This window comes from Dellaglioa sp. CoH-56-MRSF-13, assembly GCF_056782095.1.
In genome coordinates this window covers 163947-180979 of the sequence record NZ_JBXAYC010000001.1, presented here as the reverse complement: position 1 = coordinate 180979, position 17033 = coordinate 163947, and the positions used below count along the sequence as shown (strand labels likewise).

Annotated in this window: 14 protein-coding genes; 2 read left to right on the top strand and 12 right to left on the bottom strand. The window is 35.9% G+C overall.

All coding sequences use genetic code 11. The features are described from left to right. Positions 1 to 42 precede the first annotated feature (42 nt). The 3 genes from AC1RP1_RS00855 to glpK are packed head-to-tail and all read right to left on the bottom strand — an operon-like array spanning position 43 to position 4138. A complete protein-coding gene (locus AC1RP1_RS00855; protein WP_409022824.1) occupies positions 43 to 762 on the bottom strand; it encodes an MIP/aquaporin family protein in 720 nt (239 codons plus the stop codon). Positions 763 to 786: 24 nt separating this feature from the next. Further along, the gene (gene glpO, locus AC1RP1_RS00850; protein ID WP_481761003.1) at positions 787 to 2607 is read right to left on the bottom strand and encodes a type 1 glycerol-3-phosphate oxidase; all 1821 of its coding nucleotides are present in this window, start codon (positions 2605 to 2607) and stop codon (positions 787 to 789) included. Between the two features lie 13 nt (positions 2608 to 2620). After that, the gene (gene glpK, locus AC1RP1_RS00845; RefSeq protein WP_481761004.1) at positions 2621 to 4138 is read right to left on the bottom strand and encodes a glycerol kinase GlpK; all 1518 of its coding nucleotides are present in this window, start codon (positions 4136 to 4138) and stop codon (positions 2621 to 2623) included. 213 nt (positions 4139 to 4351) lie between these two features. Between glpK and AC1RP1_RS00840 the strand changes: the two genes are divergently transcribed. Together AC1RP1_RS00840 and AC1RP1_RS00835 are read left to right on the top strand one after the other, a co-directional pair. Beyond that, on the top strand, positions 4352 to 5305 hold the full coding sequence (locus AC1RP1_RS00840; protein ID WP_481761005.1) for an NADP-dependent oxidoreductase: 954 nt from the start codon (positions 4352 to 4354) through the stop codon (positions 5303 to 5305). A gap of 20 nt (positions 5306 to 5325) precedes the next feature. After that, the gene (locus AC1RP1_RS00835) at positions 5326 to 6270 is read left to right on the top strand and encodes a Dyp-type peroxidase (protein ID WP_481761006.1); all 945 of its coding nucleotides are present in this window, start codon (positions 5326 to 5328) and stop codon (positions 6268 to 6270) included. A gap of 190 nt (positions 6271 to 6460) precedes the next feature. Here the strand turns inward: AC1RP1_RS00835 and araA are convergent, their stop codons facing one another. The 9 genes from araA to AC1RP1_RS00790 all read right to left on the bottom strand — a co-directional run bounded on the left by araA (position 6461) and on the right by AC1RP1_RS00790 (position 17023). After that, on the bottom strand, positions 6461 to 7888 hold the full coding sequence (gene araA, locus AC1RP1_RS00830) for an L-arabinose isomerase (protein ID WP_481761007.1): 1428 nt from the start codon (positions 7886 to 7888) through the stop codon (positions 6461 to 6463). A gap of 43 nt (positions 7889 to 7931) precedes the next feature. Beyond that, positions 7932 to 8633: an L-ribulose-5-phosphate 4-epimerase gene (locus AC1RP1_RS00825; protein ID WP_409021771.1), complete on the bottom strand. Its 702-nt coding sequence runs from the start codon at positions 8631 to 8633 to the stop codon at positions 7932 to 7934. A 5-nt stretch (positions 8634 to 8638) separates the two neighbouring features. Further along, positions 8639 to 10255, bottom strand: coding sequence for a xylulokinase (locus AC1RP1_RS00820; RefSeq protein ID WP_481761008.1), 1617 nt, complete (start codon positions 10253 to 10255; stop codon positions 8639 to 8641). 29 nt (positions 10256 to 10284) lie between these two features. Beyond that, the gene (locus AC1RP1_RS00815) at positions 10285 to 11652 is read right to left on the bottom strand and encodes a sugar porter family MFS transporter (RefSeq protein ID WP_481761009.1); all 1368 of its coding nucleotides are present in this window, start codon (positions 11650 to 11652) and stop codon (positions 10285 to 10287) included. Positions 11653 to 11850: 198 nt separating this feature from the next. Then, complete coding sequence (locus tag AC1RP1_RS00810) at positions 11851 to 12969, bottom strand: GntR family transcriptional regulator (protein ID WP_481761010.1); 1119 nt, start codon at positions 12967 to 12969, stop codon at positions 11851 to 11853. A gap of 91 nt (positions 12970 to 13060) precedes the next feature. After that, positions 13061 to 13981: an aldo/keto reductase gene (locus AC1RP1_RS00805; protein WP_481761011.1), complete on the bottom strand. Its 921-nt coding sequence runs from the start codon at positions 13979 to 13981 to the stop codon at positions 13061 to 13063. A gap of 74 nt (positions 13982 to 14055) precedes the next feature. Next, positions 14056 to 15291, bottom strand: coding sequence for a cytosine deaminase (codA, locus tag AC1RP1_RS00800; RefSeq protein WP_481761012.1), 1236 nt, complete (start codon positions 15289 to 15291; stop codon positions 14056 to 14058). Positions 15292 to 15421: 130 nt separating this feature from the next. Next, positions 15422 to 15568 carry a hypothetical protein gene (locus AC1RP1_RS00795; protein ID WP_409021777.1) on the bottom strand — a complete coding sequence of 49 codons (147 nt, stop codon included), beginning with the start codon at positions 15566 to 15568 and terminating at the stop codon, positions 15422 to 15424. Between the two features lie 105 nt (positions 15569 to 15673). After that, complete coding sequence (locus AC1RP1_RS00790; RefSeq protein WP_481761013.1) at positions 15674 to 17023, bottom strand: NosD domain-containing protein; 1350 nt, start codon at positions 17021 to 17023, stop codon at positions 15674 to 15676. Positions 17024 to 17033 lie beyond the last annotated feature (10 nt).

The following is a 17033-nucleotide window of genomic DNA, read 5'->3' as shown; positions in this document are numbered from 1 at the left end:
ATAGAGGTTTAACTTAATAATAAATTATTTCAGACATTTAACCTATGCTACAGCTAAGAATAACCCTGCGGCAATCACTGCGCCAGCAAATGGTCCGAAAATTGGTACCCAACTATATGACCAATCTGATCCACCTTTGTTCGCAATTGGTAAAATAGCATGTGCAATACGAGGACCTAAATCACGGGCCGGATTAATTGCATAACCAGTTGTCCCACCAAGTGAAAGACCAATACCAACAATTAAGATACCAACAACGACTGGTGTTAAACCATCTGTAAAGTTACCTTTTGTGAATGCTAGCAAACTAAAGATTAAGACAAATGTCCCAATTAATTCACTTAAAAAGTTATATAGATTACTTTTTATTGCAGGAGCAGTTGCGAATGATCCAAATATTGCATCAGAATCTTTCGTCTCTTTCCAATGTGGCATGTATTGAACCCATACCAGAAAAGCACCAACGATACCACCAGCAACCTGGACAACCATATATGGTAATACAGAAGACCAAGCAATCTTACCAACAATTGCCATTGCCAAAGTTACAGCTGGATTCAAATGTCCTGGTCCCATAAAGGCTGACGCATAGACACCCAAGGTTACGGCAATTCCCCAACCTAATGTGATTGCAATCCAACCAGCACCTTCAGCTTTTGACTTACGTAACGAAACACCAGCAACAACCCCATTACCTAATAATACTAAAATCATTGTGCCTAAAAATTCACCCAAAAGTTGCGTCATAAGACTTGTTGTCATCACACTCACCCCTATTTTTGATGGTTATTTTAAGTAATTCATATCTGATTCTGCAATTGTTGCATCTAAATCTGCAGTTTGTTTTGCTTTTTCTTCTTTAGTCCAGCTATAGTAACTTGCCATTTCGTTAATTACGCCAACTTTAACAGCATCTAATGTATCGCGATGGAAAAGAATATGGTTAGTACGACGCATTAAGTAATCAGTTGGTGTTAACGTCATTTCTTCTTCCATTGAATAGTGAAGACTAGCTGTTTCACCTAAAGAAAGTCCTTCTGCTGCTTTAACGTGAGTCATTTGACTAAATACACGTGCTGCATTTGAACCAAATAAGTTAGCAAATACTGTAGCTTCTTCTTCAGTCAACCCATTGTCCATTCCTTGTTTTGCGAAGAAACTAATTGTTGCTTCAACGTTGTTAGGATCAATATCACCACCTGAAACAGGTAAGTTTTTAGAATCAATCGCATTGAATTCTTGACTATAATTATCTTTCAATAATTTTGTAATTGCAGCCATGGCACCGGCAGCCATCTTACGGTAATCTGTAATTTTACCACCAGCTAATGTTAATAAGCCATCTTTTGAAATAGTCAATGAACTTCCACGTGAAACTTGTGATGCACTTGTCTTATCTTCAGAAAGTGTACTTTCCAAATCATTCAAGACATCTTCAACATCTGTTTTAGTTACTTCATCTTTTTCAAAACGTTCAATAACGTTAATAACATCATTGAAACTCTTCTCACTAATTTTACCTGAGTTTCCACCATTGTAATCTGAACTTCCGTTTGATGAAATCAATGGACGTAATCCAGCCCAACTTGATTCAATATCACTAATTTTGACATTAGCTGTTGGGAAACGTTCGTTAATAATATCAAGTAAGTAATCAGCATCTTCTTGTTCAACACGAGGATGTTCAAAATCACCATGGAAATCAGTATCTGTTGTTCCAAAATATGTTTTATCTTCTCTTGGCACAACGAAGATCATACGACCATCTTGTTTTCCAGAATCAAAGTATGTTGGTTGTGGTACATTTAATTTTTTAGAATCAACAACTAAATGAACACCTTTTGTTGGGCGCATTTGTGGTACAAAATCTTCATCAGTATCCATTTTACGGATAAAATCAGACCATGGACCCGTTGTATTAATAACATATTTAGCATGAATATCAAATTCTTCGCCACTAATTAAATCTAATACATGAACACCAGTAATTTTACCGTCAGCATGCAATAAGTCTAAAGCCTTGATACGACTAACCATCAAGCCGCCATCTTCATGTGCTTTTTTGATATTTTCAATAACTAAACGTGAATCATTATTCTTAAAATCAAGGTAGACACCGCCACCCATTAATTTATCAGATTTTAATTGTGGTTCGCGTTGTAAAACTTCTGCTTTAGAAATTGTGTAGTTAACCCATTGAGGATCAACAACACCTGCCAATTGATCATATAAATTCATTGCAACTTTTACTGAGAACATATCAAAAGTTGCGCCGGGTTCATCATAAATAGGCAATAACATTGATTGTGGACGTGGAATATGTGGTGCAATATGTTGAACCACTGCACGTTCTTGAACAGTATCAGAAACAACTCCGACGTCGAATGTCTTCAAGTAACGAATACCACCATGAACTAATTTTGTTGAACGCGATGATGTTCCTTCAGCGAAATCTTGCATTTCAATTAATCCGTTATTTAAACCCATAGCACTTGCTTGAATAGCAACGCCGGCACCGGTGATACCACCACCAATTGTTAATAAATCCAATTCTTCATTCTTTAATCGTTCGATATCTTGTTTTCTTGATGTTGCTGAAAATGACATAGTTGTATCCCCCTTATTTATTGTTTTTCTTCATTGGTTTATGTTTAAATACTCGAGTTGCTTCAACCGCTTGTTGCCAACCTGCGTATAGATCTTCGCTTTCTTCCACAGGCATTGTTGGTTTAAAAATATCCCCTTCAGTATACTCAGCTTTGAGTTCTTCTAGGTCTTTCCAATAACCAACGGCTAATCCAGCTAAGAAGGCTGCTCCTAAAGCAGTTGTCTCAAGGTCATGAGCACGTTCGATAGGTGTATTTAAAATATCTGCTTGGAAATTCATCAGATAATCATTCTTAGCTGCACCACCATCAACTTTTAGTAACGGAATTTTAATTCCCGTATCTAGTTCCATTGTTTTCACAACATCTCTAGTTTGGTAAGCCAATGATTGTAACGTTGCTTTAATGAAATCTTCACGTGTTGTTCCACGAGTAATTCCAAAGACTGAACCTCGTGCATCAGGATCCCAATAAGGTGCTCCCAATCCTGTAAAGGCAGGTACAACATAAACTTCATTATCATTCGTCGATTCTTTAGCTGCTTGTTCTGTGTCTGGTGCATGTTCCACCAAGCGCATCCCGTCTCTTAACCATTGAATTGCTGAACCAGCAACGAAGATACTACCTTCCAAAGCGTAATAAACTTTACCATTAATCCCATAACCAATTGTCGTTAATAAATTATTTTTAGATAATTTAGGTTCTGTCCCTGTATTCATGACAATAAATGAACCTGTTCCATAAGTATTCTTAACCATTCCTGGTTCAAATGCCATTTGACCAAACAAAGCAGCTTGTTGATCTCCAGCCATTCCTGAAATTGGCACTTCACTACCATAAAAATGATAATCTTTCGTATGTCCGTAAACTTCAGAATTTGATTTAACTTCTGGTAACATAACTGCTGGAATATTCATAATTTTTAGAATTTCTTCATCCCACTTCAAATCATGAATGTTAAATAACATTGTCCGACTAGCATTAGAATAATCAGTTACATGTGTTTCGTCACCTGATAATTTCCATGTTAACCAAGTATCAATAGTTCCAAAAAGTAATTCGCCTTTTTCGGCTCTTTCTTGGGCGCCATCAACATGATCTAAAATCCAACGAATTTTAGTTGCTGAGAAGTAGGCATCTATCAGTAATCCTGTCTTTTCATGAATTAATTCATCATAGCCATCTTGTTTTAATTGTTCCGCAATTTCTGCCGTTTGACGTGATTGCCAAACAATTGCGTTGTAGATGGGTAATCCCGTTTTCTTATCCCAGATAACAGTTGTTTCACGTTGGTTGGTAATCCCAACTCCTGCTATTTGCTTAGGTTTAATCCCGGAATCGATAAATGTATTTGCGATTGTCGATAATACTGCGTTCCATATCTCATTTGCATTGTGCTCAACCCAGCCAGGTTGAGGAAAATATTGTGGAAATTCGCGTTGTGCATCAGAAACTTTCTGACCTTTGTGATTAAATATAATTGCTCTTGTACTTGTCGTTCCTTCATCAATAGATAAAATATATTTTTCCAAATAACTCACATTCTTTCTTTTTAATTATTTATGAAAACGCTATCATTTACCAATATGGATATTATACATCTTCAAAAATACGTTGTCAATTAGATTGCGCAAAATACATTGTTACAAAATTTGTTATTCTCCCTCGTTTTGTAAACCTTTTCTTAAAATTATGGTATATTGGGACTAGTACCAATATGATTTTAATCTAGGGAGGTTATACTTATGAAAGCATTTGGCTTTAACCAATATGGTGACGCAACCGTATTTGAGGAATTAAAAGTTAATCCAGAAGTAGCGCTTAAATCAAAACAGGTTAGGGTTTCAATCGAAGCGATTGGCATTAACCCATTTGATGCAATTTTACGTGCCGGTTATATGAAAGACGTTATGCCTTTACCATTTCCAATTGTACCTGGAGGTGACGTAACGGGTATTATTACTGAAATTGGCGATGAAGTTACTCATTTTAATATCGGTGATGCTGTTGTTGTTCATAAGGCTTTCGGTGGCTACGCAGAAGAACTTGTCGTCTTTACATCACATATTGCTAAGCGACCTGATAATATGACGATTGCTGAAGCTGCTGGGCTACCAACACCTGGTATAGCGGCATACAATATTTTGAACTTTTTTGCAAAAGCAAGGGCTGGTGAAACCATCTTTATTGAAGGCGCTTCTGGAAGTGTCGGATCGATTTTAGTGCAACTTGCTAAATTGATGGAATTAACTGTTCTCGCTAGTGGTTCAAGCACCAACGAACCCTATGTTCGTCGACTAGGTGCAGATCATTATAGCGCCTACGATAAAGAAAATCCCGCCGAAACTTTTAAAGATATGGCTGACATTGTTGTTGATGCAACTCCTGGCGGTCTTGGCAGTGAGGTAGGCGTCAAAGCATTGAAGACAAACGGCAGAATGGTATCGTTAGTTAGCGTTCCAACCGACTCTGTTCAAGCATCAAAGCCACTCGCAGATTACTACCTTGTTGAGAATGTTAAAGAGTTAAAAGATAGTGACACGCTAACTTTCTTAACAGATTTAATGATGCAAGATGAATTAGAAATTAAAATAGCAAAAAAATATCACTTTAATTTAACCGATATTATTGAAACCCATAAACAATTAAATTCACCACATAATGCAGGTAAAATGGTTATAATCGTTAAAGGAAATTAAAAGTCTAAGGAGCATTTATTATGTCAGTAAACGAAAAGTTAACACAAGATGTTTATAAAGATTTAGGTGAAGCTGTTAATTTCACCATTCTAAACTTAAATCACAAAGATCAAAAAGTTGAATTAGAAGCAGTTCAAGAGCTATCTGACCGTATTCCGGCCATCATCCGTAGTATGAACGTTCGTTATCCAAAAGCTAACTTAAAAGTTGCCTTTGGTTTTGGCTCTGATGCTTGGGATTATCTTTTCCCTGATGCTATCAAACCTGTTGAACTTACCCATTTTAAAGAAATTGTTGGGCCTAAATACACTGCCATTTCAACTCCTGGCGATTTATTCTTTCATGTTCGCGCTGGTGAAAGTGCTGTTGTCTATGAAGTTATGGCGCAATTTATGCTTTTCATTAAGGATGTCACAACTGTAGAAGATGAAACACACGGCTTCCGTTATTTTGAAGGCCGCGCCGTTATTGGTTTCATTGATGGTACTGAAAACCCAGATGTTAATGAAGCACTCGATTACGCCGTTATTGGGGGCGAAGATCCTGATTTTACAAACGGTTCTTATGCTTTTGCTCAAAAGTATATCCATAATATGGCCGCTTGGAATGCCTTAAAGACTGAAGACCAAGAAAAAGCAATTGGTCGGAAGAAAGATTCTGATTTAGAATTAACTGACGAAGAAAAATTACCAAATTCTCATAACGTTGCTTCACAAGATATGAAAGATGGCATTGAGCATAAAATTGTCCGTATGAACGTTCCCTTCTCAGAACCTGGGAAAGACATTACAGGGACATACTTCATTGGTTACGCACGTCATTTTGCAGTAACTAATCGAATGCTCATTAATATGTTCGAAAGTAAAAGTGATCGATTATTAGATTTCAGTACCGCTGAAACCGGTAATTTATTCTTTATCCCTTCAAAAACAACTTTAGAACAAATTGTGGATGGAAATCTATAACACGAAAGTCTGAGATTATTTTTTCAGATGCAGATAAAATTCTCAATTATTATCATTAGAAATCTAAATCGGTGCTTACGAATCTTTATTTTCGTAAGCACCGATTTTATTTGATATAAATCATATTTGATTACTCTTCTTACACAAAAAAAGGATATCGCTTTAACAGCGATATCCTTTAAAATATTAATTATTTTTTAATTTCAACATATTCAAGATCAAACATCTTAGCAAGATCAACAACTTGTTGTTCCTTCACGTTCATTGAAAGAACAGTATGATGACCACCACCATTTTCAATCCATGAATGAACGCCTTCTTTAAAACTTGGTTCTGGAATCCATAATTGACGAGCTACTGGCAAGTTAGGAGCTTCAACTTCTGGTTTTTGACCTTCAACAGAGTTAATTAATAATTTGTATTCAGTACCAAAGTCAGACATTGAAACAACGACACCTTTACCATTTGAACCATCAAAGATCAAACGAGCTGGATCTTCGCGGTCACCAATACCTAATGGATGTACTTCCACGCGTGGTTTTGTTGAAGCTAATGTAGGATCAACTTCTAACATATGTGAACCAAGAGTTACTTCATGACCCGCACGTAAATCATACGTGTAATCTTCCATAAATCCAGTAGCTTTATTATGTGCAAGAACCTTCATCAAACGGTCGATTGCAGCAGTCTTCCAGTCACCTTCACCAGCGAAACCATAACCTTCAGCGTTTAAACGTTGAACAGCCATACCTGGTAATTGTTTCATGCCCCAAAGATCTTCGAAGTTAGATGTGAATGCATTGTAGCCACCACGTTCCATAAATTTACGTAAAGCAATTTCAATTCTAATTTGTTCTTTAACATGGTCTTCGTAGAAGGCAGGATCGTTGTCGCCAACAACCATATCGTACATACTTTCACATTCTTTATATGTTGCATTAATTTCAGCGTCAGTTACTTCTTTCATTTCAGCAACTAAATCACCAATACCAAAGTAATCTACAGTCCAACCAAATTTGATTTGTGCTTCAACTTTATCACCATCTGTAACGGCAACATTACGCATGTTATCGCCAAAACGAGCAACTTTAATGTTGAAACTTTCACCGTAAGCAACAGCAACATCCATCCAGTCAGCAATTTGTGATTGAACTGCTTCATCTTTCCAGTAACCAACAACAACTTTATTATGTTTTTGAAGACGAGCATTGATAAAGCCGTATTCACGGTCTCCATGAGCACTTTGGTTTGTGTTCATGTAATCCATATCAATTGTTGACCAAGGAATATTTTCACCAAATTGTGTTGCTAAATGTAGCAATGGTTTTTGTAATAATTTTGTTCCACGAATCCAGTTTTTAGCAGGTGAGAAAGTATGCATCCAAGTAATCACACCAGCAACTTTGTCTTCAAAGTTAGCTTCTTTCATGATGTTAGTAATAACTTCAGCAGTTGTTGCAACTTCTTTAAAGACAATTTTGTATGGTAGTGAACCACTAGCATTTAAATTATCAATAATTTTTTCTGCATCACCTTGAACAACGTCTAAAACATCTTGACCGTATAAACCTTGACTACCGACAACGAACCAAAATTCTTTTTCACTAACTTTTAACATAATATAATTCCTCCTAATAGTTTATTATTTTTAAAAACGTGTTTTAGTGTTTAATTTGACCATAATATGCATTTTTACCATGTTTTCTTAGGAAATGCTTATCCAATAAGTATTGTGGCATGTCAATTGCATGTGGATTCAATTGCAATGTATGATAAGTCATCTTTGCAACTTCTTCTAAGACAACAGCATTATGCACAGCATCTAAAGCAGATGTACCCCATGTAAATGGACCATGATCATTAACCAAAACAGCTGGAATTTGATCAGGATCGAGTCCACGTTTTTTGAACGTTTCGACAATCACGTCACCTGTTTGTTTTTCATATTCTGTGACAACTTCAGCTTCATTCATGATACGGCTTGCTGGAACTGAGCCATAAAAGGTATCTGCATGTGTTGTACCGGCTGCTGGAATATCCAAGCCTGCTTGTGCGAATGAAACAGCCCAAGGTGAGTGAGTATGAACGACACCTTTAATATTAGGGAAGTTATTGTATAGAATGCGATGCGTTTCTGTATCGCTTGAGGGATTCATATCACCCTCAATTTTCTTACCGTCTAAATCAACAACAACCATATCTTCAGGTTTTAAATCATCGTAATCAACACCAGATGGTTTGATGACGAATAACCCTTTTTCACGATCGATTCCACTCACGTTACCCCATGTAAAGGTAATTAAGTTGTACTTAGGTAACAGCATGTTAGCATCGTACACTTCTTGTTTTAGCTTTTCTAACATATATACTAGTTCCTCTTTTCTTCCTTAATTTTTTTTATTGCCTCTGACTCAATAGACAAGCCAGCTTCGTATCTAGCTATAAATGTATTGTAACCTTCTACACCTTCAGGTTCTGGGCTTAACGTCATACTTTCTGGGTCTACAAAAACTTCATGATCTAAGAAGTCTTCTAAGCTTTGACCGTTATTATTTTTCTTAGCAAATATTGCTAAGACAGCCATTCCCCAAGGTCCACCCTCACCAGCAGTATTCATAACCGTAATTGGAATATTCAACGTATTAGCTAATACTTGTTGTCCGATTACAGCTGTTTTTAAAATACCACCTTGAGCAATCATTACATCAGTTTGGATATGTTCTTCTTGACTTAAAATATCCATTCCAATCTTAAGTGGTGCAAATGCCGCATATAATTGCGTCTTGATGAAGTTAGGTAATGTAAAGTTACTGTTAGGTGTTCGAACAAATAATGGACGACCTTCAGGCATATGTGTAATATTTTCACCTGATAAGTAACTATAATTCATTAATCCACCTGCATCGGCATCAGCATGAGTTGATTCTAAGAATAATCGTTCATACAACTGATCTGGTGTTAAATGAACACCTAGTTTTGCTGCGAACTCGCCAAAGATTGAAGCCCATGCATTAATATCTGACGAACTATTATTAACATGAACCATTGCAACTGGCGCACCACTTGGTGTTGTTACAATATCAATATCTTTGTACACTTTTTTCATAGGCTGATCTAAAACAGTCATAGAAAAAGCAGAGGTTCCAACTGAGATATTACCTGTTCTCTTACGTACACTGTTGGTCCCAACCATCCCTGTACCTGCGTCACCTTCAGGTGGTGCCATCAAGCTACCACTTTCAAGTTTGCCACTAACATCAAGTAATTTAGCTCCTGTATCTGTTAATGATCCAGCATTTTCACCAGCTCTCAAAACAGTAGGTAGGATGTCTTTAATATCCCAATCATAAGCAGAAACTTTTTCAATACCACTGAATTTATCTAATAAATCAGCTGAGTATGTGCCTGTTTTTTCATCAATTGGGAAAATACCAGAGGCATCCCCAATTCCGATAACTTTTTTACCAGATAACATATAATGAACATAACTAGCTAATGTTTCTAAATGACCAATGTCATTTACATGGGCTTCATTATTTAAAACAGCTTGATAAAGATGTGCAATACTCCAACGTTGTGGAATATTGAAGTTTAACAACTCTGTTAATTCATCAGCTGATTGTTCTGTATTATTATTTCTCCATGTTCTAAAGGGAACTAATAAATCATCAGATTTCGAAAAGACAAGGTAACCATGCATCATAGCACTGATACCAATTGAATCTATTTTTGTTAATGATTCATGGTATTTGCTTTGAACATTTGCAGCCATTTGTCTATAACTAGCTTGAATCCCCGTCCAAACTTGTTCAAGAGAATAAGTCCAAAGACCATCCTCCAATTGGTTTTCCCAATTGAAGCTCCCTGTTGCAATTGTCTTAAAATCGTCCGTAACTAAAACTGCTTTGATACGTGTTGAGCCTAATTCAATTCCAAGTGAAACTTGACCATTTTTTATTGCTTGAGATGTTTTTACTAAATCCATATCAATTACACTCCTAACGTATAGGTTACTTAATTTCTTGTACCTTCTTTTTCAATTTCTTCTAATGAGCGACCACGTGTTTCTGGAACGAAGAAACGAATGAATAGAACACCTAATAAACAAATGATTCCGAAGATTGCGAACACAGCATCTTGTGGCATTGAAGCTGTCATAATAGGGAATAATAGTCCTACTAAGAATGATCCAATCCAGTTAGCTGAAGATGCAATTCCTGAAGCACTTCCACGAACAGCTAATGGGAATAATTCACCAACTAATACCCATGTAAGTGGAGCCCATGTAAATGAGTAGAATGCAACGTAGATACATAAGAAAACAACAATCATCATAGGACTCGTATTTGGTACAACCATGTTAATGATTGTAGGTAAGATAAATGATAGTCCCATTACTAAACCGCCAAGAATTAAAAGTGTTCTACGTTTAAATTTATCTGCAATAACTAAGAATAAGAGTGAACCTAAGACAAGGATAATCCCTTGAATAATTGGCCACATTAGTGCTGAACTTGCTTCATTCCCAGTTGCTTTTTCAACAATTAAAGGAATGTAATAGAAGATTGCGTTAGCCCCTTGGAATTGTTGGAATGCAGCAACACCAACACCGGCCATAACTAAGTAACGATATTTACCTGTGAATAATTGAACCATTGATGTTTTTTCAATATGATTTTCTTCACCCGCAGTAGTTTGAATATCAGCTAATTCTTGTTCAACTTCATTAGCTGGACGAATCCAAGTTAATACTTGGCGAGCTTCATCAACTTTATTTGTTTTAACTAAGAAACGAGGTGATTCTGGTAAACGTGAAACCCCAAAGTATAAAACAACAGCTGGTACTGCTGCTAAGCCAAGCATAACGCGCCATGCCCATGCTTCAGGTAAATCTTTTAATAGAAAATCCATAATATATGAAAGTAACATTCCGGAAACAATCATTGTTTGATTAATTCCTGATAGTCGTCCTCGTAATTTAGCCGGAGACATTTCTGACATGTATGCTGGTACTAATGCTGATGAAGCACCAACTGCTAGTCCAAGGAAAATACGAACAATAATTAAATACATTTGGCCATTATTTGGTGAGAATGATGCGAGTAATGAACCAATAACGAAAATAATAGCTGACATCAAAATCATTTTACGTCGACCTAGCTTATCTGAAAGCTTACCGGCTAACGCGCCACCAAAGATGGCACCGAACATAACTCCTGAAGTAATCCAACCAACGGTTCCGGCACTATTTTGAAGAGCCCAATCTTTTTGCAAGAATGGTAAAGCCCCCGTCATAACCCCGATATCGTATCCGAACAAAATTCCTCCGAATGACCCAAAAAAGTAAATAAACTTACTAGATATTTTCTTTTCTTTTTGCATATGACACCTCCAAATTTTATTGTCCGATTGGTACGACCAACCGAAAAACCTACAGCAACCGTTTTCTGAAAACGTTTGCATTTATCAACAAGGTCATTTTCTCACATTCATTCGAACAAATCAATAGTTATTTTTATTTGTTCGAATGAATTTCAAAAAAATAAGTATTACTCAAATTTGAGTAATACTTATCATGCTTTAATTCCTATTTTTAACGCTTTCTCGAATGATTAGCTTTGCATCATATACGACAGATTTCGCCGACATTGTTTTAGAATTAATCATTTTTAATAACATCGTCGCAGCTTCTCGGCCCATTTTTTCCTTTGGATGTCTAATTGTTGTTAATTTAGGTGACATATATTTTGATAATTGATAATCATCAAAACCAACAATTGAGATATCTTCAGGAATTTTCATTCCCATCGACTTAACAATATCTATTAATTTAATGGCAAGCTGGTCATTGTAACAAACAATCGCGGTTGGATGATCCGATCTATGCAGAATCTTTTCAATTTTTTTATAGATATTTTGCATTGAATCAGCAGATTGGTACATCAATATCTCACTTTGGTATGAAATAGCTGAATGTTCCATATAAGCTTGCACGAATCCATTCATTCTTAACTGACCTTGTTTATCATCCACTTTAAAAATACCAAGTATTTTTCCATGTCCTTCATTTATCAAATGCTCTGTAGCAACCTCACTACCATTAAAATCATTTAACTCTAAGTATGGAATTTCCAAGTTTTCATAATGTGCATTAATAAAAAGGACTGGTATTTTTTGCGCCACTATCTTTTCGTATAAATCCTTATTTTTATTTATTAATGCGCTTTGTGTTGGTTCTACGATTAGTCCAGATAAATTCATTTCAAGCATTCTTAAAAGGCTATATCGTTCTTTTTCAGCATTATCAAGCGTATTACTTAGCATGATTGTATATCCCTCTTCAGAAATAATACGATCTATTCCAGTGATAATATTTGGAAAAATATAATCAGCAATATGTGTCGTCATGACACCAATTATTTTATTATTTTGTGTCACTTTTTTTACAGTATGCCAATCATTAACGAAGATACCGCCACCTTGTATTCGGTAGACATACCCTGCATTCTCTAAATCACCAATTGCTTTACGAACCGCATAACGACTAGATTCGTAAATCGACATTAACTGTGATTCAGTCATTAATTTATCGTTTACTTCATATTCACCCGCGACAATTTTCGCTTTAATTTCACGATAAACATGCTCATATTTGTTTTCCAAATCAAATCCACCACCTATTAATTCTAATTTTACCATACCCAGTATGTTAACTACGAAATTTTCATACGCTTAATATAAAAAGTAACCAACTAAAATAGTAATTAGTTAGTTACTTTAATTTTTTCATTTATGGTAATTTATTTCCTGCTGCACGATAAATTTCGTACCATTCTTCATGTGTTAGCTCAAGTTCTGAAGCATTCGCAATTTCAACAATTCTTTTTGCGTTCATTGTTCCAGCAATCACCTGCATTTTAGCTGGGTGACGTAGAATAAATGCTGTTGCGATTCCAGTATTAGTTGTTTCTTTTTCTTTAGCTAAACGGTTTAAAACTTCATTTAATTCAGCAAATTTTGGATTATCTAAGAATGTACCTTCAAAGAATCCGTATTGGAATGGTGACCATGCTTGAATCGTCATTTTTTTAAGACGCGAATATTCTAAAATACCGCCATCACGATTAATTCCAGCATCATTAACCATATTCACATTTGTTCCCAAATCAATCATTCCAGTGTGCATGACACCGAATTGGAGTTGGTTAACTAATAGTTTCATATCCAAAGCTTGTTGTAATAAATCAACTTGCCCAGGATAGAAATTACTAACACCAAAATGACGTACTTTTCCAGATTTTTGTAGTTTTTCAAATACACGAGCAATAGCTTCAGGTTCCATTAACGTATCAGGTCTGTGTAACAATAAGCTATCAATATATTCCGTATTTAATCGTTTTAAAATACCGTCAACACTTTTTTCAATGTGTTCAGCAGTAAAATTATACTCTACACCTGGAACGATACCACATTTTGATTGAAGAATAATGTCTTCACGTGATAACCCAGTTTCAGTAAATCCTGCCGCAAACACTTCTTCAGCTTTTCCTGCACCATAAATATCTGCGTGATCAAAGAAATTAATGCCATGATCAACTGATGTTTGAATCATTTCTGCAGCTTGCCCAGTCGACAATTCTGGCATGCGCATGCATCCCAAACCGACAGATGATACTTGAAGTTCGCTATCGCCTAAATTAATCATTTTCATTTTATTACCCCTTTTCAAGTCATGCCTTGATTCTAGCATTCAAATCAAGAAGGCGCTACCAAAACGATTACTTACTAGATATATAACTGGGTTTCTGCTGGCTTGGTTTCACTAATCACATCACCATTATGGACTGATAACATAACGGCAGCACGTGTATTCAACGCATCATAAAAATTATCACTATCCATAATGACGAAATTAGCTGGTTTTCCAACTTCAATTCCATAATGATCCATAACATGCATAGATTTAGCGCCATTAGTCGTCACAAATCGGTAAGCATTCATAATTTGACTATAACCCATAATCTGAGTCGCATGTAATCCCATGTGCAAGGCGTCTAACATGTTGCCATCTCCCATTGGATACCATGGATCTTTGATGTCATCTTCACCAAATGCAACGTTCAACCCATTCTCATCCAATTCTTTGACGCGTGTTAACCCACGACGCTTTGGATATGTGTCAAAACGTCCACCTAAGAACATATTTACAAGTGGATTAGCAATAAAGTTCATTTCTGACATCTTCAATAAACGCATTAATTTGTACAAATAAGCATCATCATATGAACCCATCGCTGTTGTATGTGATGCTGTAACCTTATCTTTCATCCCTGTTTCTAAAGCTAATGTCGCAACGGTTTCCAAGCTACGAGAACTAGGATCATCGATTTCATCCGTATGTGCATCAAATAATAAATTATATTTCTGAGCCAATTCAAAAGCGAAATGGAGTGATTCAACTGCATATTCTCTATTAAATTCAAAATGGGGAATTGCACCAATTGCATCCACTCCTAATTCAGCAGCTTTTGTCATTAATTCCTTCCCATTTGGAAATGATAAAATACCTTCTTGTGGGAAAGCAACTAATTGTAATTCCATCCAAGGTTTAACTTCTTCGCGGACCTCAATTAAAGCTTTCAAAGCCACTAAATCAGGATCAGTCACATCAACATGTGAACGAACAAACTGAACACCATGGGCTGCCTGCATTTTTAATGCTGTAACAGCACGTTCTTTAACATCTTCATGGGTTAACGTCTTTTTACGTTCAGACCAAATCCGAATGCCATCAAATAAAGTCCCAGATTCGTTCCATTCCGGATCACCTGCTGTGAGCGTTGAATCCAAATGAACATGTGGATCAACAAATGGCGGTAACATCAATTTATCGGTTGCATCAATGACTTTTTCATCAGCATTTTGTTGTAAATTTACCCCAATCTCAGTAAACATGCCATTTTCTACTCGAATATCTTGTAATTCTTCTTTATTTTCAATATGTACTTGTTTAATTAACATCGATTATCACTCCTCATTAAATTATCTATCATTCAAATTGTACATGACTTACACCCAATTTAATATTTTTAGTTAACTAAAAAAAGATTAATTCCAAGAATACTTAGAATTAATCTTTGAACTTTTATAATTAGTTTTTTTCTGCACCTAACTTAGTTGATTCATCTTCAATAAATTTAAAACCTGATTGTTTTTTTTCAGCTTGTGGATGTTTAGCACGTTCGTCCATTGCTTTTTGAGCCATTGCTTTGCGTTGTTCTTTACTCAACTTTGCCATTGCTATCGCCTCTTTTGATTTGGACAGTTATATTAAGTTCTAACTTCAACTTTCATTATAGTCCTATTTTATCAAAGTGGCACAAATTAAATCATTTATTTAAAATTACTGTTTTTTTGGGACGGTTGGTGTTGCTCTAAAAGCATTCACATTTTTATCCAAAATAACTTGTTCATTGCTTCCAGAATCTAAAATTGTATTTTGCGTTGACTTCTTTTCAACCAAAACAGTTGTTACTGTGACTTTTTTTAATTCTTCGGTTGCTAGTAACGCATCTACTTGTGCAGAAAATGCTGAATCGCCACTACCTGATTGAATTTCTGTAGCCACAACATTATTATTTGCAATATAATTACCATGTCCGGCAGCAAGTCGGATAATGACCGGTGTTGCACCAACTGGTTTAAGCGTGTTTTGATCAACCGTTTCTGAAAAATGATTTCCAATGACGGAATTATCATTACCGCTAATTGATAACAGCCCATATAAATCGTCTAATCCATTATCTCGATGTTGCATAGGCGCCCACGGTTCTTGATCATGCAGCATATGGTTTGAAGAAACCAATATCTCTGAGCAATTATCATCTAAAATAACCATTCCGGGATAAAATGCATGAATGCGATTATTTGTAACAGACGATTTCGTCACGCCAGATAATGAAATGCTACTTGCACCTCTTGGGAAAATATTATTAGTCGTAATTAGCAGTCCTCCGAAGTTTTCCGCAAAAATGGTATAGCCATTAAATCCAGCGCCCATTAAATTTTCAGTTACTTTCGAAGCTTGTCCCCATCCACGTAGTTCAATACAATTACCACATTCAGCAATAAAATTATCGTGGATTGTTAATGCATCTGCGTTATAAATGGTTACACCATGTTCTAAGTAAACAAAACCCATTTCTGTAATACGGAATGAATCTTGTGCACTTGCAACATAAATTCCAGTCTTACCATTCACATACGTATTTTCTGGATTTTTTTCGCCTGTGCCATCATCAATAAAGTGTAACCCATCAATATTAAAGTTCGAAAATTCGACTGAACTAATACGCGGATTTCCTTCTCTTGCAACATAGAAAGCTGCACCTTCAGATTCTTCATCCGTTGTTTTAGGATCGAGGTCAACAAGAACACGACTACCACCAGGCCATAATTCATGTAAATTTGACCATTCGTTTTGTGGTACGTTAAACCGAATGCTTGATGACGTAAATCCATGCCCAGATCCTTGAATTTTAAGAAAACTAATATCTATTAAGACTTGTGTACGCAAGTGATAATCAGCTGGTGGTAGATAAATAACTGCCCCTGGTTTTCCACCATCATTGCTATTACTATCAGTTTGATGACTTTTAATATCAGTAATAATACTATTAATAACTTCCCCAATATCTTCGTACGGGTTACCAATAGGCCATTTTGTTACATCATAATAATTTTTGTTTGTCATTATTTTACCC